The organism is Acetobacter persici (assembly GCF_018256955.1).
In the GTDB taxonomy this organism is placed as follows: Bacteria; Pseudomonadota; Alphaproteobacteria; order Acetobacterales; family Acetobacteraceae; genus Acetobacter; species Acetobacter persici.
The window spans coordinates 109,759-133,207 of sequence record NZ_JAERKU010000005.1 but is presented as its reverse complement, the minus strand read 5'-3'; the positions used below and the strand labels follow the sequence as shown (position 1 = coordinate 133,207).

General features: G+C 60.2%; 24 protein-coding genes and 1 tRNA gene. 10 read left to right on the top strand and 15 right to left on the bottom strand.

Annotated elements, in window-relative coordinates; genetic code table 11:
- Positions 1–310 precede the first annotated feature (310 nt).
- Positions 311–1,651 (top strand): lytic transglycosylase domain-containing protein, encoded by a 1,341-nt coding sequence (locus JK199_RS08105; RefSeq protein WP_212375074.1) that lies wholly within the window; start codon positions 311–313, stop codon positions 1,649–1,651.
- Positions 1,652–1,763: 112 nt separating this feature from the next.
- Here the strand turns inward: JK199_RS08105 and JK199_RS08100 are convergent, their stop codons facing one another.
- On the bottom strand, positions 1,764–2,177 hold the full coding sequence (locus tag JK199_RS08100) for an Ivy family c-type lysozyme inhibitor (protein ID WP_212375072.1): 414 nt from the start codon (positions 2,175–2,177) through the stop codon (positions 1,764–1,766).
- Between the two features lie 99 nt (positions 2,178–2,276).
- On the opposite strand from JK199_RS08100, the gene JK199_RS08095 reads away from it, so the two are divergent.
- On the top strand, positions 2,277–3,251 hold the full coding sequence (locus JK199_RS08095) for a glycosyltransferase family 2 protein (RefSeq protein WP_212375070.1): 975 nt from the start codon (positions 2,277–2,279) through the stop codon (positions 3,249–3,251).
- Positions 3,252–3,485: 234 nt separating this feature from the next.
- On the opposite strand, the gene JK199_RS08090 is transcribed toward JK199_RS08095, so the two are convergent.
- Both JK199_RS08090 and JK199_RS08085 read right to left on the bottom strand, forming a co-directional pair.
- Positions 3,486–3,562 (bottom strand) — tRNA-Arg (locus JK199_RS08090).
- A 71-nt stretch (positions 3,563–3,633) separates the two neighbouring features.
- The gene (locus JK199_RS08085) at positions 3,634–4,125 is read right to left on the bottom strand and encodes a hypothetical protein (RefSeq protein ID WP_244984996.1); all 492 of its coding nucleotides are present in this window, start codon (positions 4,123–4,125) and stop codon (positions 3,634–3,636) included.
- Between the two features lie 249 nt (positions 4,126–4,374).
- On the opposite strand from JK199_RS08085, the gene guaA reads away from it, so the two are divergent.
- The 3 genes from guaA (at position 4,375) to JK199_RS08070 (ending at position 8,315) form a co-directional block, all read left to right on the top strand.
- Positions 4,375–5,976 carry a glutamine-hydrolyzing GMP synthase gene (guaA, locus tag JK199_RS08080; RefSeq protein WP_077931007.1) on the top strand — a complete coding sequence of 534 codons (1,602 nt, stop codon included), beginning with the start codon at positions 4,375–4,377 and terminating at the stop codon, positions 5,974–5,976.
- A 286-nt stretch (positions 5,977–6,262) separates the two neighbouring features.
- On the top strand, positions 6,263–7,042 hold the full coding sequence (locus tag JK199_RS08075; RefSeq protein WP_077931008.1) for a hypothetical protein: 780 nt from the start codon (positions 6,263–6,265) through the stop codon (positions 7,040–7,042).
- A gap of 289 nt (positions 7,043–7,331) precedes the next feature.
- Positions 7,332–8,315, top strand: coding sequence for a hypothetical protein (locus JK199_RS08070; RefSeq protein WP_208864078.1), 984 nt, complete (start codon positions 7,332–7,334; stop codon positions 8,313–8,315).
- A gap of 473 nt (positions 8,316–8,788) precedes the next feature.
- Here the strand turns inward: JK199_RS08070 and JK199_RS08065 are convergent, their stop codons facing one another.
- The 5 genes from JK199_RS08065 to mtnA form a co-directional block, all read right to left on the bottom strand.
- On the bottom strand, positions 8,789–9,379 hold the full coding sequence (locus JK199_RS08065) for a DUF3574 domain-containing protein (protein ID WP_086654638.1): 591 nt from the start codon (positions 9,377–9,379) through the stop codon (positions 8,789–8,791).
- 23 nt (positions 9,380–9,402) lie between these two features.
- Positions 9,403–10,443 (bottom strand): cysteine synthase A, encoded by a 1,041-nt coding sequence (locus tag JK199_RS08060; protein ID WP_025825653.1) that lies wholly within the window; start codon positions 10,441–10,443, stop codon positions 9,403–9,405.
- A 100-nt stretch (positions 10,444–10,543) separates the two neighbouring features.
- A complete protein-coding gene (locus tag JK199_RS08055) occupies positions 10,544–11,464 on the bottom strand; it encodes a DUF2272 domain-containing protein (RefSeq protein ID WP_025825650.1) in 921 nt (306 codons plus the stop codon).
- A gap of 173 nt (positions 11,465–11,637) precedes the next feature.
- Positions 11,638–12,144, bottom strand: a complete 507-nt coding sequence (ybaK, locus tag JK199_RS08050) for a Cys-tRNA(Pro) deacylase (RefSeq protein ID WP_212375068.1) — start codon at positions 12,142–12,144, stop codon at positions 11,638–11,640.
- A gap of 230 nt (positions 12,145–12,374) precedes the next feature.
- Positions 12,375–13,469, bottom strand: coding sequence for an S-methyl-5-thioribose-1-phosphate isomerase (gene mtnA / locus JK199_RS08045; protein WP_212375066.1), 1,095 nt, complete (start codon positions 13,467–13,469; stop codon positions 12,375–12,377).
- A 324-nt stretch (positions 13,470–13,793) separates the two neighbouring features.
- On the opposite strand from mtnA, the gene JK199_RS08040 reads away from it, so the two are divergent.
- Complete coding sequence (locus JK199_RS08040) at positions 13,794–14,513, top strand: histone (protein WP_212375064.1); 720 nt, start codon at positions 13,794–13,796, stop codon at positions 14,511–14,513.
- Between the two features lie 414 nt (positions 14,514–14,927).
- Here JK199_RS08040 and JK199_RS08035 read toward each other — a convergent pair whose 3' ends face one another.
- The 3 genes from JK199_RS08035 to JK199_RS08025 form a co-directional block, all read right to left on the bottom strand.
- Positions 14,928–15,962 carry an asparaginase gene (locus JK199_RS08035; protein WP_212375062.1) on the bottom strand — a complete coding sequence of 345 codons (1,035 nt, stop codon included), beginning with the start codon at positions 15,960–15,962 and terminating at the stop codon, positions 14,928–14,930.
- Between the two features lie 10 nt (positions 15,963–15,972).
- Positions 15,973–16,386: a hypothetical protein gene (locus JK199_RS08030; protein WP_212375060.1), complete on the bottom strand. Its 414-nt coding sequence runs from the start codon at positions 16,384–16,386 to the stop codon at positions 15,973–15,975.
- 153 nt (positions 16,387–16,539) lie between these two features.
- Positions 16,540–17,103, bottom strand: coding sequence for a Fur family transcriptional regulator (locus JK199_RS08025; RefSeq protein ID WP_212375058.1), 564 nt, complete (start codon positions 17,101–17,103; stop codon positions 16,540–16,542).
- Positions 17,104–17,342: 239 nt separating this feature from the next.
- Between JK199_RS08025 and JK199_RS08020 the strand changes: the two genes are divergently transcribed.
- Genes JK199_RS08020 through JK199_RS08010 form a run of 3 tightly spaced genes read left to right on the top strand, consistent with a single transcriptional unit; the run spans position 17,343 to position 19,925 of the window.
- Positions 17,343–18,221 (top strand): metal ABC transporter solute-binding protein, Zn/Mn family, encoded by an 879-nt coding sequence (locus tag JK199_RS08020; protein WP_212375055.1) that lies wholly within the window; start codon positions 17,343–17,345, stop codon positions 18,219–18,221.
- A 17-nt stretch (positions 18,222–18,238) separates the two neighbouring features.
- On the top strand, positions 18,239–19,141 hold the full coding sequence (locus JK199_RS08015) for a metal ABC transporter ATP-binding protein (protein ID WP_212375053.1): 903 nt from the start codon (positions 18,239–18,241) through the stop codon (positions 19,139–19,141).
- Positions 19,134–19,925, top strand: coding sequence for a metal ABC transporter permease (locus JK199_RS08010; RefSeq protein WP_212359748.1), 792 nt, complete (start codon positions 19,134–19,136; stop codon positions 19,923–19,925). The genes JK199_RS08015 and JK199_RS08010 overlap by 8 nt, the downstream gene beginning before the upstream one ends.
- Positions 19,926–19,936: 11 nt before the next feature.
- Here JK199_RS08010 and JK199_RS15970 read toward each other — a convergent pair whose 3' ends face one another.
- Complete coding sequence (locus JK199_RS15970) at positions 19,937–20,071, bottom strand: hypothetical protein (RefSeq protein ID WP_272930612.1); 135 nt, start codon at positions 20,069–20,071, stop codon at positions 19,937–19,939.
- Between the two features lie 19 nt (positions 20,072–20,090).
- Entirely contained in the window at positions 20,091–20,585 is a 495-nt protein-coding gene (locus JK199_RS08005) for a flavin reductase (protein ID WP_025825640.1), read from the bottom strand.
- Positions 20,586–20,645: 60 nt separating this feature from the next.
- Between JK199_RS08005 and JK199_RS08000 the strand changes: the two genes are divergently transcribed.
- Positions 20,646–21,668 (top strand): enoyl-CoA hydratase/isomerase family protein, encoded by a 1,023-nt coding sequence (locus JK199_RS08000; protein WP_212375051.1) that lies wholly within the window; start codon positions 20,646–20,648, stop codon positions 21,666–21,668.
- A gap of 15 nt (positions 21,669–21,683) precedes the next feature.
- On the opposite strand, the gene JK199_RS07995 is transcribed toward JK199_RS08000, so the two are convergent.
- A complete protein-coding gene (locus JK199_RS07995; RefSeq protein ID WP_212375049.1) occupies positions 21,684–22,847 on the bottom strand; it encodes an arabinose transporter in 1,164 nt (387 codons plus the stop codon).
- A gap of 52 nt (positions 22,848–22,899) precedes the next feature.
- Positions 22,900–23,349 carry a hypothetical protein gene (locus JK199_RS07990; RefSeq protein WP_212359566.1) on the bottom strand — a complete coding sequence of 150 codons (450 nt, stop codon included), beginning with the start codon at positions 23,347–23,349 and terminating at the stop codon, positions 22,900–22,902.
- Between the last annotated feature and the right edge of the window lie 100 nt (positions 23,350–23,449).

Here is a 23,449-nt window from a genome sequence, read left to right as displayed (position 1 = left end):
TCTCTTTAGACAGGATTAATTCCCAGAGTGGGATGGTCCTATGCGTAACGCGCAAGGCTGCCAGATGCGGACTCACGTTTGAGTGTAGGCGGCTGCTCAGCCGCCGGAAGATGTGACGGAAGGCTGAGAAGAGCCGTTTTCATTAAAATGACATAATAGTAACCTTATCACTGTTCCTGATGTTTTACTGGGTGCAGACGGTTTTCCGGCGGAGCAGGCAATCCACAGGCGCGGACAGAGGCTCCATGGTCCGGGCGCGTAAGGTATGAGGCAGAGTGTGCGGAATCGACCATCCAGACGTGTAGTGTGGATGCTGGCTACAGCCTTCGGGCTCGGGGCCGGTGGGCTTCTGCCTGCGCAGGCCCGCTCTTACCACGCTGTGTATGACCCGAATGCCGCCTATGACCCGGACGCTATTTATGACATGGGCACCGTCCAGACCGCGCATCCGGCCTATCGGGCCCCCGGTCCGGCGGAAGACCCGTGGGGGCCTTATATCCGTCAGGCGGCCCGGCGTTTCGCGATCCCGGAAACGTGGATCAGAGCCGTCATGCAGCAGGAATCCGGCGGCAAACAATATCTCAATGGCGGGCTGACAACCTCCGGAGCCGGAGCCATGGGGCTGATGCAGCTTATGCCCGCCACCTACGCGGATATGCAGAGCCAGTACGGTCTGGGGGAGGACCCCTATAACCCGAAAGATAATATTCAGGCCGGGGCGGCCTATATCCGCCTGATGTATGACCGCTACGGCGCGCCGGGCTTTCTGGCAGCCTATAATGCCGGGCCGGACCGGGTGGATGATTACCTGAATAATGGTCGCCATCTGCCGGATGAAACGGTGAACTATGTCGCGGCCATCACACCGCATCTGGGCGGCGGCGTGGCCGTGCGGGGTAAATGGGCGCCGGTTCCGGTGCAGAGTATAACGCAGGTCGCGTCTTCCGATGCCTATTATGCTAAAGCTGACCTCTCCCGTACGGCTGATGGCTGCCTGAGAGACCCGGACGCCGCGTATGATCCCTCAGCCCCGTGCCTGATGGACCGGGATACCCCGCACCCTGACCCTGTGCCCTCAGCCCCTGACCCGGCCCCCGTTGCGGTCGCGCAGGCGGAAACGCCCCAGCCGGCGGAGCCTGCGCCGCCGGCTCCTGTCCAGACGGCAGCGTTATCGTCTGACATCCAGCCTGCCATGAGGGGACGCAACGCGTCGCCGTCCTTCACGCAGAGCAGCAGTCTGCCGCCTGCGCGCGTGCAAAATGCAGTTTATACGACGACAGCATCCGCTTCGGACCATATGTTGAGGCTGCCCGCCTCCTATTCGCCCGCCGCCGGAGCCAGCCACCTACCGGTGCTGTCTTCCGCAGTCGTAACGCGCCCTTTGCAGACGCCGTCGCGTAACGGAAAAGGGGGAACGGTGCAGGTCGGCGCATTTGCGTCCTATGCGGAAGCACGCCACGCGGCGGAACGTGTTAACCGTGTTCTGGCGTCACGTTCCATGCAGGCAACTCCCACAGTGCAGCCGGTCTCGGTGTCTGGAAAGGCCATGTATCGCGCACAACTTATTGCCAGTGGCGGTGCGCAGGCATCCGGTGTCTGTCAGATTCTGCATGCCCGGTCCATGCCGTGCTTCCCGGTACGAAATAGCTGAGCAGAAAAGATTTTAGAAAGCTTATTTTCTTAAAAAATAGTTTTCAGAATTTCCCGGTATCCGGGGGTGTTGAAATGTCTTTTCATCCCCCCGGATACGGTATTGGGAAATCTTACTTTATCTGATCATCCGGGTTGTTTTTGTTATAGGAGGCCGTCAGGGCAGCCAGAGTGTCTGCGTCGGGCTCGCCCAGCGGCATCTGGTAGAGTGTTTTGCCGTAGCGGCGGGAGAGTAACCCCCATGTCGCTTTGTCCTTGTCAGAAAATACAACATCCAGCTGATTGTCTGCGCAATCATGCGGTTTGCACAAATGCCCGACCAGATACGTCTTGCCGTTCTGCTTAAGCGTTTCCGCAGGAGACGAGGTGGCGGCAGCGCGCGTTACCCAGTCCGGCAGTGTTGTCATGCTCTGATAAGCATGGCGATAGTGCGCAGTTTTTGCCAGATCGGCTGAGGTCTGCGTGCTCTGGGCAAAGGCGGGTGTTGCAAGGCAAAAAGCCAGCATCATAAAGGGAAGTTTTTTCATTCTTATTGCTCCTGTCAAAACGCTGTAAGACGGTGACGCCATGACTATAAACCGGTTACACTCAAACACAGAGTATAAAACGCGGATATGGAAAATCTGATGAACACTTATGCGGGACTGGTCACAGTCCTTAACAGTCTGAACCAGCGTGCCCATACCGCGTTTGATACATTGCGGCAGGGGCCGGACTGGCAGGTGCGTTCTGACGTCACCATTCCAGCGCTCCGGCATGCTGCTTTACTGATGCTGGTGAAAGATGAGTCTGATTGTCTGGGGCTGAATTTACGGCACCATTACCGGTTGGGGTTCCGGCGGTTTTTTATTCTCGATAATAACAGCACGGATGGCACGGATCAGGTCATCGCGCATTTCCGAAAAGATGCTCCTCAGGCGGATATTTTTTACGCGCAGGATTATCAGAAGGCCTATTATCAGGCGGCAAAAATGCAGGCCCTGCACCAGTTTGCAGAAACCTACCTGCGGCACGACGCCAATCCGCCAGACTGGATATTCTTTGTTGATGCCGATGAATTTATCACCTGCTGCCATCGGGGCCAGAATGCTGCGGAAGATTTTACGCGCATGGTGACGGACCCGGAGGCGCGGCTGCTGATGTTCCACTGGGCGCAGGCAGCACTGGTCACCAGCGCACCGCCTTATAGGCTTACGTCTTTTGGGGCCTCTCTGGCGGAAACAGAGTGTGTCGTCTGGCCCGCAATGCGGGAGGAGGTGACAAAGGTGGCGGTCCGGACCGGTTTTGGTCTGACAACAGGGCAGGGCAACCATTTTGTCGAGCAGCCTGCTCTGGTGGAGGGCCATACCCGGCTGATGATGGATGTGGGGTTTTGTATGTTGCACTTTCCGTACCGTTCCATGCCGCAGGTTGAACGAAAGCTGCTGAATGGCATGGACGCTTTGCGGGCAAGCCATTTGCCACCGGAAATGGGCCAGCACTGGCGTGTGCAGTATGAGCAGTATCAGCAGGGTGGTCAGGAGGCGTTACGCAGAATACTCGCACAGCATCTGGCTCTTTGCCTGACGACCGGGCAGGAGCAGGCCCCGGAGAGCCGCTGAGTTTTCAGAAATTTTGGGAAGAGTAGAGGAAGGCTGCTCTTTGCGAGGGATGCCGCGATCGGAAGTCTGGAGCGAGAGAAGCCTTAAGTCGCAAAACAGGATGCAGGCTCACAGACTTTAAGAAGAAGATTTCCCGATCGTCTGCATCCGGCACAAGACAGAAAGGCCAGAGACCGCGCTTTATTTCCAGAACAAAATCTGGATCTTAGCAGCATCACAATTTAAAAAGGAAAGTGGTGCACCCGAAGAGACTCGAACTCCTAACCCCCAGATTCGTAGTCTGGTGCTCTATCCAGTTGAGCTACGGGTGCGCCTTGACGCGGTGTTTAGCCGAGGGCGCGGGGGGTGGCAACCCCCAAAATTCACACCGGGCGATTTTTTTTTAATCATTCCCCATAAAGTTCTTCCACGCCCGGCCTTCGGGGCGCTTCAGCGTGACATGCGCCCGGCATTCCGGCGTGCCGTAAACGCCTTCAAACGTATCGCCCACCGGATGCGCTTCAAACACCATAGGAAGCTGCTGGTGGTGGGAATCCTGTAAAATGAGCTGCGCATGATAATGCTGCGTCTTCTTGTCCGGCACGCCGCGCAGCACCAGTGCTCCCATTTCGGGCGTGAAGGTGATGTGTTTGGGCTGGATCTGCATGAGTGAGACGGTATGGACCGGGCAGTTATGCCCTTTCTCGGCCACCAGCGTGCCGATCCATTCCCCATACGGGTCATCCGCAGCCGGGCCAGCCGCACCGCACAGCAGGGCCAGCACGGCAAGACCTGCCAGCGGCAGGGTGCGCGCAGACCGGAACCCTGACGGGTTCACAGACTGACGGACAAAGTGGCGCACGCGCTTGCCGGGCAGAAGAGAGAAAGGATTCATGAACACGCTCCTGTCAGAGAGAAATCCGGGGCTGCCTGCCCCGTTCAGAGGGCGCTCCGGCAGCCTGTCTTTATGAAATGATCCTGCGGAGAGTCTTATTATAGGGTGACGTCCGCGCTGCACCGTTTTATATGCGCTCTTTAGCATACAGCCGCCCCCGCTCCGGCGCACTCTTCCCGCGCTCTGCCCGGTGGTCGCTGTCCGTCGTTTAGAAAGCCGCTCAGGCGCTGACCAGAAAGACAGTAGCTCATGCCTGCCGATGCCACCATCCCCGCTTCCTCCACCAAACTGGACGAGTCCCTTCATCAGGACCGTATTCTGATCCTGGATTTTGGCAGTCAGGTGACACAGCTTATTGCCCGCCGCGTGCGGGAAAGCGGTGTCTATTGTGAAATCTGGCCGTTTACCGCCACGGAAGAGCGCATCCGCGCCTTCGCGCCGCGCGGCATTATTCTCTCTGGCGGCCCTGCCAGCGTGACAAACCCGGATTCTCCCCGCGTGCCGGAAGTGGTGTTTGAGCTGGCTGTGCCGGTTCTGGGCATCTGCTACGGCCAGCAGGCCATGTGCCTCCAGCTTGGTGGCCGGGTTGAAAGCTCCGACCATCGCGAGTTTGGCCGCGCCTTTGTTGATATTGTGGAAGATTGCGCACTGTTCCGCGGCGCATGGGCCCGTGGCAACCGTGAGCAGGTTTGGATGAGCCACGGGGACCGCGTGACGGAACTGCCCCCCGGCTTCCGGATTGTGGCCGTGAGTGAAGGCGCACCGTTTGCCGTTATCGCGGATGAGGGCCGCCGCCTGTATGGCGTGCAGTTCCATCCGGAAGTGGTGCATACGCCGCACGGGGCCGCGTTGCTGCGGAACTTTACGCATAATGTGGCGGGCTGCTCCGGTACATGGACCATGGCGGGCTTCCGGGACATGGAAATTGCCCGCATCCGGGAACAGGTCGGCACCGGCAAGGTGATCTGCGGTCTGTCCGGCGGGGTCGATTCCTCCGTGGCGGCCGTGCTGATCCATGAAGCAATTGGGGATCAGCTCACCTGCATCTTCGTTGATCACGGCATGATGCGCGCGGGTGAGGCTGAGGAGGTGATTGAAACCTTCCGTGGCCGCTTCAACATCCGCCTTGTGCACCGGGATGCGTCCGAGCTGTTCCTGCGTGAGCTGGACGGCGTGACGGACCCGGAAATCAAACGCAAAACCATCGGCCGCCTGTTTGTGGAAGTGTTTGAGGAAGAAGCCACCAAGCTGGGTGGCGCGCAGTTCCTCGCACAGGGCACGCTGTATCCGGACGTGATTGAGAGCGTGAGCTTTACCGGCGGCCCGTCTGTCACCATCAAATCTCACCACAATGTCGGCGGTCTGCCGGAACGCATGAACATGCAGCTCGTCGAGCCGCTGCGTGAACTGTTCAAGGATGAAGTGCGCGATCTGGGTCGTGAGCTGGATATTCCGGAAGTTATCGTCGGGCGTCACCCCTTCCCCGGACCGGGGCTGGCTATCCGTATTCCCGGCAACATCACGCGGGAAAAGCTGGACCTGCTGCGCAAGGTAGACAGCGTTTATCTGGAAGAAATCCGTGCCGCTGGCCTGTATGATGCCATCTGGCAGGCTTTTGCCGTCCTGCTCCCGGTCCGCACCGTGGGCGTGATGGGTGATGGCCGCACGTATGATCAGGCCTGCGCCCTGCGCGCCGTGACCAGCACCGATGGCATGACGGCGGATGTCTATCCGTTTGACATGGGCTTCCTCAACCGCGTGGCAGGCCGTATCGTCAATGAAGTCCGCGGCATCAACCGCGTGACGTATGACATCACTTCCAAACCGCCGGGCACGATTGAGTGGGAGTGAGGGGTATGGGATACTGTGGAGGGCTCTGGAGGGAAATAGCGTAGGAAAAATAGAGGGTTATGGGATAGTTCGGCTACTATCCACGGTGCATTGTCAATCGAGCCGCCCTCCTTTTCTAAGCTGTTGATTTCATAGGGATGTCTCCTGGATTGCCAAAACGCGTCTGGGGCAGCAACAAATTTTGACGGTGTTTCTGACGGTAGTTTTTGAGCGGGAAAGAGCGGTCGAGAAAACTACCGTCAGATTGAAACGCTGGGTCTGACGGTAGTTTTGTACGGAGCTGGGGATGGCGATGACGAGCAATTTTGACCTCTACGATGATGTCGAAGGGTTGGAGCGATATCTCAATCTTCCCAAAGGTGCTCTCAGTAACATTCCAATTTATGCTCGCGTGCCAGCGGTCGATGCGATTAAGCGCGTCCGTCAAATGGAAGCCTCAACCCTCTTCCGACCCGGTCTTTATTACATCGTGCTTGCTGATTTGCGCGGGAACACGGCCTTCAACGCCAAATATGGCAATGCCGAAGGTGATGTACGTGTGGAATGGTTCCAAACCGCAGTTATCCAGTCGATCGGTGAAATTTCTCCAGAGAACTATGTTGCGTTTAGCAAGACGATCGGTGATGCCGCCCTTCTGATTTTTTCGGCGTTTCGCGATGTCTTTAAATGGTCGCAACAACTGACTCGCAATCTGGAGGGCCTTCGAGACGAGTATCCTGAGAATCTCGAGAGCCGCGGGATCGATATTGAGGATGATTCCTTAGACGAACGGTTGTCGGATTTCGACCTTAAAGCGCGTCGGCTTGTCCATCTTGGAGAGGTTTCTTACAAAGAACAGATTGACCCTTTGAGTCTAGCAGTGAGTCAGGCGTTCAAGATCGAGAAAGTTTTCGACCGCGATGATCTCGGATGTACACAAAGCGTCTATGACGCCGTTAGTCCCGCACTCGCCGAGTTGAATCTTGTTGCACAAAAAAATGCGATGGTCGAAATACCAGGCGCGTCGGGACCTTCTATGACTTACTATCTTGTTCGGCGGGAAGCGTCTAAGCCAAACGTTGATTAGCGACCAAGCCCTTGGTCTGCGAGGGGCTGCCATGAAAGCTGAGCCATGTAGGATGCGGAATTTGTTCGTCTCTAACCCCATGACGAGCTGATAAGCGATGCACATCAAAGACCTCATCCCGGAGGCGGGTTTCGTTCAGAGAAATTACTGCGACGACTGCGGCAAGCTACTCGACCTGGAGTTTTCCCGATACGACGAGGAAATCTCCGGCGTTCGCATTCAAATCGATGGGCTGCCGGTCCTTAGGTGCTCAGCTTGCAGTAAGGACCACCTACCGGATTTATCCCGTTTGGCGCTGATCGATTGCCACAAACGCGCGGTCGAAGCCGGTTCGCCCGTGTTCGCCTGCGTGCGAAAGAAGCGCAAAAACGAGTTCAAATTTGCCAAGGTGCCGTTCCTGTATGACCCTGACGACTATTTTTACATCCCCGGCCTCCATCGGCCATTCGACGTTGGGTTTCTGACGCCCGTATTCTTCAAGCGGGAGGTCCTGCTCAAGTACGACAATTCGCCGTCGTATCGGGTGCAATTCGCGTCTACGACCTACGGAACGATCTACACTGGTGGGGAATATATCTCGTTCGGCATCAACAGGAACGGCCTAGTGGTGATGTGGCTGGGCGACATCGCGAAGATGCCGGAATCCGAGCAGTATTATCTCCGCTCGGAGAACGTCCCCTCCGACCATTCAATCGGAAGCGAGTTTTACGAAGGCCAAATCGAATGTGTTTTCACAGAGATCTCTCGGGAGAATCGGCTGTTCAAGGCCAGGTCGGCCTTCATCGAAGTGAACGTCAAGCGCTTCGCCAAGAAGATCGCGCATCTAGACAATGAGGTCATGAATTTGGCTCTGGCGTTCAATGGACCCGTCGTCGATACCGAGAAGGAGCGGCGCCACCTCGCCGACACCCTCAACAAGATCTACATCGAGTCTTTTGACAATGCCGCGCTAGGGGACGTACTCAAGTCGTTGGGCGGCGACCCCAGGAACCTCGGCAGCCTTAAGCGCCTTCAAGGCATTTTGGAGCGCTTGCTACCCAAGGAGAACATCAACAGCCTGTTGAGTCCACTCTACGTGCTGTACGACCTGCGTGTCGCCTATTCGCATCTGACCTCGGCCGAGAGGCAGCGTGACGTGTTTCAAACCGTGGTGGATCGGTTGGAGATCGACGCCAGCGCGAGCCTGACGGATCTCTATGATCACCTAATAGAGGCCTTAATCGCAACTTTCGAGCGGCTCGCCGAGCTGGTCGATATCGATGATGCCGACTGAGCAAATGGCGGTCTGGAAATCGAATGACGGGCGGCGAGTTTTTTCAGCTCAGAGGTGATCGGGCGTTAGCCGTTGACTGGGTCTCTTCAGACAACCACCGTTAAAGCCTGACGGTAGTTTTTGGTCACGTCGTAGGCCGATGGCTGATGGCGGATTGGAAGGAGTTGACCGATTGACGCCGATAGTCTGTGAAAGCGAGGAATTTGCAAATCGCCGAAATTCCTTTTTGAAATCAAGAGCCATACCCGTTTGACGGTCTCAGCGACGGAAGTTTTCAGAGCCAAGAAAATTTTTCATATATAAATCAATCTTCTAAGGTTGGTGGGCATCATCGAGTGGGAGTAATCCTCCCACCCGTTTCATAACGGGTCAGACGCTGAGTAACGCAAAGACTGCCGCCCGGGGTCATCTTTTCAGGCTGAAAAATCTGGTCTGTTCTGCTGTCTGAGCGGGCGATCAGCCTTAGAAAGCGCTCAGAACCCCACGCAGGCCGGAGCCACCACGACGCCTACAGACTGTTGCTGGAACTGTTCCTTATAGCGGCTGCGGATGGTTTGCAGCCGGGTGGCAACGTCCTGTGTCGGTTCGGTCAGGATCATCACCAGCCGGGCGGGTTCCTGCGTTGTCTGGCCGGTTGCCGGGTTCTGCCACTGGCCCTGGGCGGACAGCACGGAAAGCCCTGCGGGGAAGGCAGGCGTGAGGGTGTTTTTCACAAAATCCCGCCACTCAGAGGCAGAAATTGCCTTTCCATGCGGGCGCGTCTGCCCAAAGAGCAGCGTAATGTTCAGCATCGCATGGCTCTGCAAGGATGCGCAGAGCGTATGCCCCTGTAGCGCATTCTGGCTGGCAGAGGGGGCTGCAATGGTGGAGCCCGTCTCCAGCGCCGGAGTGGCTGGCGGCGTGCCTGTTGCCGCCGGAGCATGGACGCTGGATGTGCCGACAATGCTCTCAGCGCCCGGCGCCACAAGGGCACTCCCGCATCCGCTGAGAAGAATGGCCATTCCGGCCAGCGCACCCCACCGGTGGAGGCTGCGTGAAGGAAGCAGGGGAGAGCGGACCGGCATGGCGACGACCTCTTGTTTTCCGGTTACTGATCCAGCCAGGGGGCAACCGGCAGGTTTTTGCCCCGCAGGAAGGTGGGGTTAAACAGTTTGGACTCATACCGCGCGCCGCCATCACACAGGATCGTCACGATGCGGTGCCCCGGTCCGAGTTTGCGGGCTGTGCGGATGGCGGAAGCGACGTTAATGCCGGAAGAGCCACCAACAGACAGACCTTCATCAATCAGCAGGCTGTAGATAATGTCCAGCGCTTCCGGGTCCGGAATCCGCTCGGCATCATCAATCGGCGCGCCTTCAAGGTTGCCCGTCACGCGGGACTGGCCAATGCCCTCGGTAATGGAGGAGCCGGAGACGGACAGATCATTATCCTTCACCCAGCCATACAGGCCGGAGCCTTCCGGGTCAGCCAGCACAATGCGGGGGGCTTTAACACCCGCCTTGCTGGCGGCGTCATGCAGGCCCATGGCCGTTCCAGCCAGCGTGCCGCCGGTGCCGCAGGCGCAGGTAAAGGCATCCACCTGACCACCCATCTGCTGCCAGATTTCCGGCGCGGTGGTGCTGCGGTGGCCTTCCCGGTTGGCAAGGTTGTCAAACTGGTTGGCCCATACATACCCGCCTTCTTCCGCCAGACGGCGGGAGACATGCACGTAATTGCCTTCATCCCGGTATGGTTTGGCAGGCACCAGCCGCAGGTCCGCGCCAATCATGCGTAAAAAGCCGATTTTTTCCTGACTCTGCGTCTCCGGCATTACGATAATGCACTTATAGCCGCGTGCATTGGCCACCAGTGTCAGCCCGATGCCGGTATTGCCTGCCGTGCCTTCCACCAGCGTGCCGCCGGGTTTCAGCACGCCCCGGCGTTCCGCGTCTTCAATAATGGCAAGCGCTGCACGGTCTTTTACGGAGCCACCGGGGTTCATGAACTCCGCTTTGCCGTATATCTCGCAGCCGGTGGCTTCAGATGCCTTGCGCAGGCGGATAAGCGGCGTGCCGCCCACTGCCCCCGGCATATCATGGGAAAGAGTGTGCCAGCCGGGGCGGGCAGAGGGGTTTGCGCTCTCAGTCATCTGGTTGCACTTTCTCGCTTCGTTCAACAGGCTCGCATCTGCGCGCATCAGATCGGTGGAAGTCTGTCGTATTCAGAGCCGGATAACAAGTACGGGCTGTTTAACGCCCGGCGTCCGGCTCTTCTTCCGCATCAAACAGCACTTCCAGAATGGCGCACCAGGGGTAACGCGAGTCATAGCTCTCGCCGCTGGGGGCGGAGATGTGGCCGGTAGCGTCCGTCGGCACATGCGTCAGCGCTACGGCATCATCAATATTGCCGCCGATAATGCTGAGCTGGCGGCCAAAAGGCTGCCCGTTCTGGTTGGTGGCCACCACATACCCGCAATGGGCCGGGAAGCCATAGGACGTCGGCAGGCTGGAAAAATGCACGGATGTCTTGGCGCGGCCACGGCCCACGCAAATCAGGTCTCCCTGCTTGGGCACATAGGTTGCCGGGTCCTGCGCCCGCAGGACGGAAGACTGCCCGGAGGCCGCGGCATTAATATAAGTGGAATGGTTGGGAGAATACGGGAAGCGGTTATTGGCTCCCGCCACACGCATCACGTAGGAAATAAAGGCAGCGGACCATGCATAGTCGCCATCATGCACAAAATTGGTCAGGCGGCCGCTGGCATCGTGTTTGCCGGTAAAGGTGGATTCCGTCACGTCCGGGTCCATCCCGATCCACCAGTATTCCCCCACCCGTTGCCACAGGCCGGGTGCGCGTTCGGGTTTGACGGAGGCAATCTGGGGTTCTGGCCGCAGCTCCGGGTCATCATCATTTACAGGGCTGCCAAACAGACGCCACTCGCGCATGGCAATGGCCACAACATCCTGCCGGTTAAAGGGTTCATAATTCCGGGTTGCAAAATCCGGCACATGGCCGGAATAGCCGTACCCGTAGCCTCCGGTGCCAGCACCTGCGGTGGTGGCAGGCGTGGGGCTGGCCCCCGGCACCTGTGCGGGCTGAGCGGCGCAGGCTGCCAGACATAACGGGGCCAGCAGGGCAACAGAGAGCTTGCGTGACAATCTCGTCTCCATCCAGACAAATCCCTCCGGCATGCCCGGAGTGTCAGGAGCCCTTGCCGTCAAGAGCTCACCTGTTCTGCATAAGCTGCCCCGCGGCGGCGGAAAAGAGGGAGACGCTGTTTTCACCGCATCCCTGTCTCCTTTTTGCCGCGTGTGTGGCGTCACGCCTCACCTGTCTCCGGGGTTCAGGCCACAGGGTCTGCTGTTAGGTCTACTGTCAGGTCTGCCGTCTGGCCGTTGACGCACCGGAGAGCATCCGCCGGGGCCAGCCCGACAACAAGGCCACGGCCACCGCCGTTAATATACATAAGGTCCAGCTTCAGGACGCTCTGTTCAAACACCACCGGCACCTGTGTGCGTGAGCCAAAGGGGCTGATCCCGCCCACCTGAAAGCCCGTCAGCGCCTCGGCTTTCTCCGCCCCCAGCATACGGGCGTTTTTACCGCCAAACAGGGCGGCAACCTTTTTCAGGTTCATTTTCTGATGCACGGGAATAACCGCACACACCACCTGCTTTTTATCAATCTCGACCATCAGGGTCTTGAAGACTTTTTCATTATCAATCCCGATCCCGGCTGCGGCATGCAGGCCAATCTTTCCGGGGTCCGAGACGTAGTCGTAATCATGCATGGTGTAGGCAATGCCATGGGCCGCCAGAAAGTGGGTTGTCGGGGTTTCTATCGTCTCAGACATGCTCTTGCCCTTTCAGAATGGCATCATGGCGCGGACTGTATTGCGTCGTATAGCGTTTATCAGGCGCGGGCCGGAGAGCGTCAAGAAAAGGGCCGCGCATAGGGGTATGCACAAAAAAATGCAGCCCCGGCCTGCCAAAGCCGGTGCTGCGGATAAGGTGTGCTGTGTAAGCCAGAAGGGCAGGATGGAGCCAGAGTGCGCCTGCCCTCCTGAAAAGCCATTACCGGCTATTATTGTTCAGGGAAGAGCGTGCGCAGGCCCGCCTCCGTTGCCGGGCAGCAGCCACGTTCCGTAATCAGCCCGGTCACAAGCCGCGCAGGCGTGACATCAAAGGCCGGGTTGGCCGCCGGGCTGCCATCGGGCGTAATCTGCACACGGGTCTGCACTCCGTTTTCCCCCCGGCCCGCCACATGGGTAATCTCGGACGCTGCGCGTTCCTCAATAGGGATTTCCGTCACGCCATTGGCCACAGTCCAGTCAATGGTGGTGGAGGGCAGGGCCACCCAGAACGGCACGTTATTGTCCTGTGCAGCTAGCGCCTTCAGATAGGTGCCGATCTTGTTTGCAACATCCCCGGTGCGGGTCACGCGGTCTGTCCCCACAATCACCAGATCAACCTGACCATGCTGCATCAGGTGGCCCCCCGCATTATCCGCAATCACGGTATGCGGCACGCCATGGCTGCCCAGCTCCCATGCTGTCAGGGCAGCCCCCTGATTCCGTGGGCGGGTTTCATCAACCCACACATGCACATTCAGCCCTTCATCATGCGCCATGTAGATGGGGGCAAGTGCCGTGCCCCAGTCCACCGTGGCAATCCAGCCAGCGTTGCAATGTGTCAGCAGGTTAATCTGCGCGCCTGCGGGGCGGTTTTTTGCAAGTTCACGGATCAGTGCCAGTCCGTGGCGGCCAATGGCTTCGTTCTGGGCGGCATCTTCATCACAGATGCGGCCTGCTTCCGCGTAGGCAGCAGCAACGCGCTCCTGCGGGGCAACGGGGCGCAGGTGGTTCAGCATACGGTCAATCGCCCAGCGCAGATTTACGGCTGTGGGGCGTGTTGCGGCCAGCATGGCAGCATTGTCTTCCATGGCGGCATCGCTGGCATCCTGCCGCAGGGCCAGCGCCAGCCCGTAAGCAGCCACAGCGCCAATCAGCGGGGCGCCGCGCACCTGCATGGTGCTGATGGCATGGGCAACCTCCTGCTGCGTGGTCAGACGCAGGATATCAAGGGAGAAGGGGAGGCGCGTCTGGTCAAAAATATGGATGGACCAGCCGTCTTTTTCATTTACCCAGACGCTGCGATACGGCGTGCCGTTAATCTTCATGAGACCTGTTCCTGTCAGGATTGGGGATATGCGCTGATAATACCGGAGAGTTCACCAGACCACCACTCCCGCCTTCCAGAAGCGTTATGGCATGGCCGGAGCAGGGCTGTGCGGGGCCTGGGGCTGATCTGTAAAACGTGGTTTATTCTTTTCGGTTCTAAAGTATTTTTTGCATTTTCTGTGGCTTTTGTTATGAATGACGTGAGTTTCAGGTCATCGGGGCGCCTTTCAGGAGCCTTTCCTGAAAGAGATAAAAGACGCAATTCTATAATCCCGTTTGTAGATCTTGAAGTTTTTCAGGCGGGTGTGAAAGTGGAGTTTTGAATGAGCGAAACCAAAAAACGCCGCGCCACGGCTAAGACCACCGTATCTGCCGCCGCCGCAGCCCCCGCTGCCCCGCGCCGCACGCGTAAGACCCCCGCAAAAATTGCGGCCGTTGAAGAAGAAATTGCGCCGAAGGCCCCCGCCCGCAAGCCGCGCAAAGTCGCCGCTGCAAAGGTGACGGAAGCTGTTAAGCCGGCCCGTGCGCCCAAGGCTGCAAAAGCTGAAGCCGCGCCGAAGAAAAAAGCAACCGCCACAAAAGCTGCTGCCAAGCCCGCAACCCGTGCCCCGCGCAAGACGGCAGCCGCTGCTGTTGCGGACGCCAAACCGGCAACCCGCGCTCCCCGCCGCAAAGTTGCGGAAGCCGCTGTGGACGCTCCGGCTCCCGCTCGTCGTGGCCGTCGTCCGGCTGCTGCTGCGGTTGTTGAGGCCGCAAAGCCGGTCAAGGCTACCCGTAAGGCTGCTGCCCCGAAGCAGACCGTTGCAAAAACTGCTGCGGCAACCAAAGCTCCGGCTGCGCCCAAAACCCGCACACCGCGCGCTAAAGCGGCTCCGGCAGAAAAGAAGGTGCGCCTCTCCGCTGTTGAAAAACTGCGTATTGTGCAGGATACCCGCCGCCAGAAGCGTTATGACCGTCTGGCTGCCGAAGCGGCTGAAGCGACAGCCAAACCGGCTGCAACGCGGGGCCGTAAGGCTTCCAAAACCCCGCGCAGCAAGAAATAAGTTTTTCTGGTCTGGCCCCTGTATACGGGGCCAGACCCGTCATATTTTACCGCCATACGCTGCATACCAGCGGACAGATGGCTTTTAAAGCACACTCATCCCCCAGAAAATCTTCTGATTTTTGTTTAAAATGACACAGAGTTTTCTGTTGTGTGTTTTCGTTTTGTTCTGTTTTCGTTATCACGAGAGTCCACGAACTTAACGATTATCCTGCCTCCGCTGTGAGGATTTCCGAAAACTGAATTTTCCCGTGTTCTGGCTGGCCGCGTGGTCGGCCGATTGTGTCCGGTATGCAGACTATCGGGCACAGCAAGAGGTCTTCCTGTGCCCGGCATGTTTGCGTGCGCTCAGGGCGCTTTTTCTCTCAGCCTATCTGAGCGAGAGTCTCAACTGGAGAGGGAGCCAGCGCCGGTTTTAAAGACCCTCTGGCAGCCTGTCTGCGGCCAGCTCACGCGCTGCACGGAGTTCCCCCACCACAGTCCCGTTCCAGTTTTTCAGCGGACGCCGCATAAAGTGGTTCAGAACGGGAGCGTCTTCTCCCCCAAAGCGGGCAATCAGGGCTGCTGCGGCCACTTCTGCCGCCCGCACCCCGCCATCCCGACATTTGATGGCAATACCCAGACCTTTTTCCGGCAGGGCGGCAATCATCACGCCTTCCGCGCCCATTTTGGTCAGCACGCGCGGGGCCAGATCCTGCATGACGAGTGTATCAAACTGGTCCGTGCCCGCAATCATGAAGGGCGCAGCGGTCATGGCATCCCGCAGACGGGCGGCGGCAGCAGCGCGGTCCGCACTCAGCCCGGTGCCTGTAGCAAAACGGGCAAAGCCCAGAGCAAGGGCGGAAAGCGGAATGGCCCATGTGGGAATAGCGCAGCCATCCGTGCCCCGGTTGGCGTCGGTGTGGGGCACGCCGGTCACATCCGTCAGCATGCGGGCCATGGTCTGCATAATGGGGTGTTCGGGGCGACTGTAATGGGCCGGCTCCTGCCCGGTGGCGCAGGCAAGGCAGATAAAGCCCGCATGTTTACCAGAGCAGCAGTTATGCAGCGCACAGGCTTCCTGCCCCGCGGCGGCCAGCGCGCGGGTGGCGCGGGCATCCAGCGGCCAGTGTGTGCCACATTCCAGCACGCCGTAATCCCAGCCGGTACGGGCCAGCATCTCGGCAGCCACGGCAACATGCGCAGGCTCACCCTGATGCGAGGCACAGGCCAGAGCCAGAGCCTCCGGCGGCAGGGCGTATTTGTCCGCAGCCCCTTCCGTCAGCAACGGCAGGGCCAGCAGCGCTTTGACTGTTGAACGGGGATAGATGGGGGTCTCCACATCGCCCGTGGCAAACACGGTTTTTCCCGAGGCATCCATGACAACCGCCGCGCCGTAATGGCGGGATTCTACCCGGCCCCCGCGTGTCACCTCAGCCAGAAGCGTGTCACTTTGCGTGTGTGCTGTCATGATACTCTGCTCAGTCCTGTTCCTGTCTGCTTCCGCTCAGCAAATAACACGGAGCGGAAAATTCGGCGCTGTGGTCCGGGTCTGGTTCCAGCCACCCGGCCACCATGGCGCGGCGCAGACGTAGCACCACTGGCGTTGTGGCGAAAAGTCCCGGCGGGTCTTCCGTCATTTTCATCAGCCAGTGGGCTACGCCGCCGCGTTCCGTCAGCAAAGGCGGGTAGATTTTACGCAGGGGCAGCCCGTTAGCCAGAAGGTGGCTGGCATCCTCTGTGTCCGTTACCAGATACAGCCAGCTATCCGGGGCCGACTGCGCGGAAAAACCTGAGGCCGGGACCACGGAAAGACGCAGTTCTTCCGTGTCAAACCGTGTGCGGGGTGGGCGCGGGCGTGGCGGTAGCGGGCTGGTAAACAGGTCGGCCTGCAAAGGGGGTTCCGGTTTTTTTTACGCCCTCGGAACGGGGCTGCGCAGCCCGTGCGGTGCGGCGGGCCTTCGTCTTGCGGTCTGCCGCCACAGTCTCATGTCCGGGTGGCGCACCCAGCAGGTCAGACTGCGCAGGTGGGCGGCCCGGCTTTCTGCTCATGGAGAAGAGGGCGAGGCCTGTTTCTGTGCGGTCTTGCGGGTAGGGCGCGCTTTGGCGGCGCATTCCGCACACAGGCCCACCACTTCAATAGAGGCCCCCTGCATGACAAAATTCTGCTCCCGGCAGATACCGCGCAGCGTGTTCAGCACGCTGGAGTCCGCAATTTCTGTCACACCCTTGCAGGACTTGCAGATCAGAAACTGCGCCGTATGCAGGCAGGTCTCGTGATCATGGTCATGGCAGTGGTCGGGGTTGTGCGTGTGCGGGTCATGCAGCAGGTGCGTGCAGGGCACAAAGGCGGACAGCCGCTCGATCCGGTGGATCAGCCCGTGGTCCAGCAGAAAATCCAGCGCGCGATAGACCGTTGGCGGGGCAGGGCGGCGGTCCGGTGTTTTGATTTTTTCCAGAAGGTCATACGCGCCCACCGGCGTCTGTGCGTCCAGAATCAGGCCAAGAATTTCCCGGCGCTGCTGCGTCATGCGCGCGCCCTGCCGGGTGCAGAGGGCATCGGCGCGGTCAAGCTGGGCTGTTGTGGCGGGGGAAAACGCTGTCGGGGTCATGCGGTCCATACAGTCTGCGCGGCAGAAATCACGGTGTATCCCCAGTCCGGCCTGAGGAGAAGCGCTATCTTACGCGTGCCGGAGAGTGAACGCAAAACAGACCAGCTCTTCAGGTTCTGGTCAAACGCGTCATGTTATAATATCACATTCTTCCGGGGCGCCCTTGCGGTCGTTTTCCCCGGTCTAAAGTGTGATGCTCCCGTTCCTGATGGCCCAGCCGATCGACAAGGATCAGCCTGATGCGTTTTCCTGCCTCTGTTCTCTCCTGCCTGCTGCTTGCCGGTGTGTGGCATGGCGCTGCTACGGCGGCGGAAACGCCTGTTGTTGTCGCTGCGGAAAATACGTGGGGGGATCTGGCCGCACAGGTGGCGGAGCCGGATATGCACGTCACGTCCATTCTGAACACCCCGACCCTTGACCCGCATCTGTATGAACCCACCCCGGCGGATGCCCGGCTGGTCGCGCAGGCTACGCTGCTTGTGGCCAATGGCGCGGGGTATGATGCCTGGCTGGACCGTCTGGCGCAGGCCCGGCGCGGGCCTCCGGTGCCTATGATCAAAGCGGACGGCTGGACCGGCTGGCATGAGGGCGATAACGCGCATCTGGCGTATAACCTGCCTGCCGTCGCGGCTTTTGTGAGCCGGTTTATCGCCGCGTGTCAGGCGGCAGACCCGCAGCATGCCAGCGCGTATGAAGCACGGGGTAAAACGGTTCTGGCCGCTATCGGGGGGGTCGTGCAGCATGTTGCCACCCTGCGCGCGCAGGTGCAGGGCCAGCCCGTGGCAGCCACGGAGCCGGTTTTCACGCCGCTGGCAGACAGCCTCGGTCTGGTGATGAAGGAGCAGGCCTTTCAGGTGGCCGTCATGAATGATGTAGAACCGCCAGCCTCCGCCGTGGCGCAGTTTGATGCCGATATCCGCCAGCATGCCGTGCGGTTTGTGGCCTATAACGCACAGGCGGACCGCCCTTCCGTGCAGCGGCTGATCGCACAGGCGCACAGTGCCGGGGTGCCGGTGCTGCCGGTGCGCGAGATCATGCCACCCGACACCCACTGGCAGGACTGGATGCACAGCACTCTGACGCAGGTTGCGCAGGTGCTCGGCCAGCCTTCGCCATGAGGGCAGATCGCCCCATTATGCCGAACACAGCAGCGGAGAGCGCACCGGACGGGGCCCCCGCCCAGTCTGTGCGTCTCAACGTCTCCTGCGGGTTTCCGCACGGGGGGCGTGCTCCGGAAAGCATTTGCCTGAAGGATGTGACGCTGGCCCGGGGTGGCCGTGTCGTGCTGAGCCAGATCAGTCTGGCAATCCCGCAGGGGAGTTTTGTCGGCGTTCTGGGGGCCAACGGGGCGGGGAAAACCACCCTGTTTCACGCTCTGCTGGGGCTGGAGCCCGCGGTGCAGGGCGCTCTGTCCGTCAACGGTCAGCCCGTGCGGCGCGGCAACCGCGCTGTGGGGTATATGCCGCAGATGCGCAAGCTGGTTGGCGGGCAGTTTACCGGCTGGAGCATGGTGGCATCTGCCCTGCACGGGCAACGCTGGGGTCTGCCGTGGTACAGTCGTGCCGGGCGGGCGGCGGTGGATGCCGCCCTTGCCGCCGTGGATGCGCAGGATCTGGCGCAAAGGCCGGTTTCCGCGCTGTCCGGCGGGGAGCGTCAGCGCCTTCTGCTGGCCCAGACGTTGCTGGATGATCCTTCTGTCCTGTTGCTGGACGAACCGCTTGCCAGTCTGGACCCCGCCCGCATGCGGGAGACGGTAGAGCGAATTCACACCCTTGCGCGCACGCGTAAAATGACGGTGCTGATGTCCGCGCATGATATCAATCCGCTGCTCTGCATGATGGACCATGTGCTGTATCTGGCCCGTGGCCGTGCGCTGCTCGGCACGGTGGATGAGGTCATTACCACCAAAGCTCTGACAGCCCTGTATGGTGCGCCGGTGGATGTGGTACGGGCCGGAGGCCGCGTGTTTGTGGTGGCGGAAGGCGGCGGGTCCGCCTTGCAGGAGCATGACTGCGGAGGGTGCGGCGCGCATGCTTGATTATGACTTCATGCGGACGGCCTTTCTGGCGGCCTTTCTGGTTGCGCTGGTCTGTGGCCCGGTCGGCTGGTTTCTGGTGCTGCGCGGGCAGACGTTTGCCAGCCATGCGCTGTCCCATGTGGGGTTTGCCGGGGCGACCGGCGCGCTCATGCTTGGACTGTCACCCTTTACCGGTCTGGCCGGGGGGGCGCTGACAGCCGGCGTTCTGATGGGGCTGGCCGGGGAGCGCGTGGCCGGGCGGGATGTGATGATCGGCCTTGTTCTGTCTGTTGCAATGGGTGTGGGGGCCTTGTTCCTGCACCTGCTGACACGCTCGGCGAGTGCGGCCACGGCGCTGCTGTTTGGCGATATTCTGGGCATCAGCCCCGGAATGCTGGGCTGGCTGGCGCTGCTGTCCGCCGGGTGTCTTCTGGGGCTGGGGCTTATGGCCCGCCCGCTGCTGTTTGCCACCCTGCAACCGGAAATGGCGGAAGCTAAAGGCGTGCGCCTTCAGGCTCTGGATGTCTTGTTTCTGGCGCTCGTGGCTCTGGCTACGGCGGAATGTGCGCAGATTACCGGCGTGTTGCTGGTTTTTACGCTTATGGTTGCCCCGGCGGCCACCGTGCTGCGGCTTGGCCTGTCTCCGCTGGCCGGGCTTGCGGCGGCAGCCGGGCTGGCTCTGGCGGAAGCATGGGGCGGACTGAGCCTGTCATGGTATACAGACTGCCCGACCTCCTTCTGGATCGCCCTTCTGGGTGGTGCGGGCTTCCTGCTGGTCGGGCTTGTTCAGCGGCTAAAAGCCTGAAGGCAGCGGCCTTACTGCGGCAGGGACCAGTCCAGCCAGCCCCACAGCAGAATGAACAACGCCAGACAGATATGGATGATGATCAGCGCCCGGACGGTAATAACCGGCACATCATCTTCATGTTCCATTTTAGGGCGAGGCGCCATGCGTCAGGGTCCTGTCAGATTAAAGTGCCGTGTGCGGCAGGGCATGATAGGCCCGGTTGAAATAGACAAGCCCACCCGCCGTCTCGTGCATACGCAGGGCTTCCACCACCCCGAATAGCACACTATGCGTGCCCACTTCTACAATCTGGCTCACGCGGCAGTCAAACGTCGCCACGGCTTCTTCCAGCACGGGGGCGCCCGTCGCCAGCGTGGTCCAGTGGCCAATGGCAAAGCGTTCCGCCATGCTGTTGGGGCTGGCAAAATGGTTGGACAGGTCCTGCTGCGTGCCGGACAGGACGTTCACGCACAACGGGCCACCCACCACAAAGGCCGCCCGCGCGCGGCTGGTGCGGTTCAGGCAGACCAGCAGGGTCGGCGGGGTATCGGTCACGGAGCAGACAGCGGAGGCCGTAAACCCCACGGGGTCTTCCCGCGTTCCGGTGGTCACAATATTAACAGCAGCACCAAGTCTGGCCATGGCGTTGCGGAAGGTACTGGTTTCCAGCGCCAACATCTGCTCTCCTTCATCACACTCCAGACGCAGTGTTTTGTGCATGAATATAAGAGGAAAGCAATGACCGAAGCCGCCCTTTCCGGCACGCCGACTGTCAAAACCGAACGTATGGGGCCGGTTGGCCGTATCCGGCTGGACCGCCCCGCCAGACTGAACGCGGTCGATCTGGAAATGGCGGAGGGGATTGCCCGCGTGCTGGAGGCCTGGCGGGATGATGCGGACATCACGCTCATTCTGCTGGACAGCACAAGCCCGCGCTCTTTTTGCTCCGGGGGAGATCTGCGCGCCCTGAGTGAACTGATCCGGGCTGAGGGGCCGGAAACCGGCGTTGCAAAAATCAACCGCGTCTACCGCGTCATGAGGCAGATTGCGGCCTATTCCAAACCCATTGTCTCGCTGCTGGACGGGATTGCCATGGGCGGCGGCATCGGGCTTGGGGGGCATGTGTCCTACCGGGTAGTGACGGAGCGGTCCGTGCTGGCCATGCCAGAAACCAGCATCGGCATTACGCCGGATGCCGGTGGGTCATGGATCCTCTCCCGTATGCCCGGCGTATCCGGCCTGCGGCTGGCCTTGCTGGGGGAGCGGATGGACGGGATGCAGGCTGTGCAGAACGGCTTTGCGGATTATCTGATCCCCTCGGACAAGCTGCCCGATGTTGTCGCGCAACTGGCAACGCAGCCGGTGGAGGCTGTGCTGAAAGCCCATGCGCGCCCTGTGCCCGCTGCCCCGGCGCACCCGCTGGAGGCATGCTACGCCGCGCCCGATCTGGTGCAGGTTTTGCATAATCTGGATGATGATGAGAGCGAGATTGCCAGACAGGATCTGGATGCGCTCTCCCGTTTGTGCCCGTTTTCTCTTCAGGTCACATGGGCCGCATGGCACAAGGCGCGCACGCTGGCCTCACTGGATGACGCCTTTGTGCAGGAGACAACGCTGGTCGGGCATATGATGCACCGCCCGGATTTTGTGGAAGGCGTGCGCGCCAAGCTGATTGATAAGGACAATTCCCCCCGCTGGCAGCCCGCGACCCCGGCGGAGGTCAGTCAGGAAGACGTCGCCCGCTGCTTTCAGCCTGCCTGAGGCCAGCTTGGCAGCTCACCTGTTCTGGGGTCTGAGTGCAATCAGCAGGCACACAAGTGCTGCCCCCAGCAGCGCGCACAGGCTGCCCAGTAAAAACACCTCGGCATAGCCGGAGCGGTCCGCCAGAAACCCGGCCAGCGGCCCGGTTGCGGCATAAGCCAGATCCTGAAATGCGGAATATCCGCCAAGGGCCGTGCTGCGCATGGGGGCGGGCACCAGCCGCACCACCTCCACGCCGAGGGAGGGATAAACCATGGAGCAGCCTGCGCCTGTCAGCAGGGCTCCGGCGAGTGCAATTTCCGGAGACGGCGCGCCCCAGATCAGCGCCAGCCCGAGTGCTTCCAGCACCAAAGACGGCAGGGCTACTTTCAGCCCGCCAACCCTGTCCGGCAGATGCCCGCACAGCATCCGCATGCCCACAAAGGCCGCGCCAAAGCAGGTCAGCCCCCATCCGGCATAAGACCACCCGGCCTGCAAAAACCGCAGGGAGAGAAACGCGCCAAGGGCCGCAAACCCCACGCCCTGCAACGCGACGACGATGCCCGGCCCACGGATTTTGTTCAGAATGGCCCAGAACGGTTCCCGGTGGCCGGTATGCAGGGGGGCTGGCGGCAGGGTGCTGATCAGCAGCAGACCCGCCAGAGGGAGGGCCGCGCTGAGGCCCATCAGCATAGCAAAACTGAAATGCTGATACACAATCAGCCCCACCGGGCCACCCACGGCAAACGCGCCATACATGGCGGCCCCCGTCCACGCCATAACCCGGCCTGCCTGTGGCTGCCCGGCCAGCGCAATGCCCCAGCCCATCATGCCCACAATGCAGAGGCTCTCACCCAGCCCCAGCAGCAGGCGGCCGGCTATCAGCACACCATATCGCCCAATGGCAGGCAGAGCGGGCAGGGTGGAGAGCAGGCACAGCCCGCAGGCCAGCGCATAGAAAATCAGCCCGCGCCGCATGCAGCGGTGGCCGCCGGAGGCATCGGCAATCTGCCCGGCATAATTGCGGGTGAAAATGGTGGACAGAAACGGAATACCCACTGCCAGCCCGGCCAGCACGTTGGTAAAGCCCGGCCAGGACATGACATACACCGGCACGGCGGTCAGAGACAAAGCCACGCTGAGGTAAGAGAGGAAAAGCGCCAGAGTCAGTCTGGGCAGAAAGGTGCGATCGGTTTTCATGGATGCGGCAGACCGTATAACGCCCGCACCGTTCTGGCCAGAGGGGGGCCGCTCAGTTGGCGCGCTGAGGCGCAGGGGCGGAAACAGCCTGCCATGCAGCATAAAGCGGCGCGAGTTCCGGGCAGGGGCACCGGCCCTCCCGGCGGCCATACAGGGTATAATGTGCCGCGCCGGACGGACATTCACCCTGCATGACGGCAACAGCAACGTCCGGATTCTGGCTCAGATACCAGTCCTCACAAAAAGGCGGGCAGGCGCCCTCCCGTTCTTCCCAGTAGCCCTGTGTCACGTAATGTTCCTTGGCGGACGGGATATGCCCGGCCCGGAGGGCTTCCGCCACGTCCGGATTGCTGCGGAGATACGCCTCTTCATGAAAAGGCTGACTGCGCAGGTAGTTTTCAATCAGAAAAACAAAAAGCGCGTGGGGAATGGCCATCGCGGGTTCTTCAAGTGGCACCTGAGAAAAACCAAGGCGGCTGGCCAGAAAGGAAGACGGGATCATACGCCCCTCCATGCCAGATGTTAATATTTCCTTAAGATGTGACGGTACGGGCTGGCTTGGCAAGAGACAGTTCTGCAAACAGGGAGTGCTGGCAGATCAC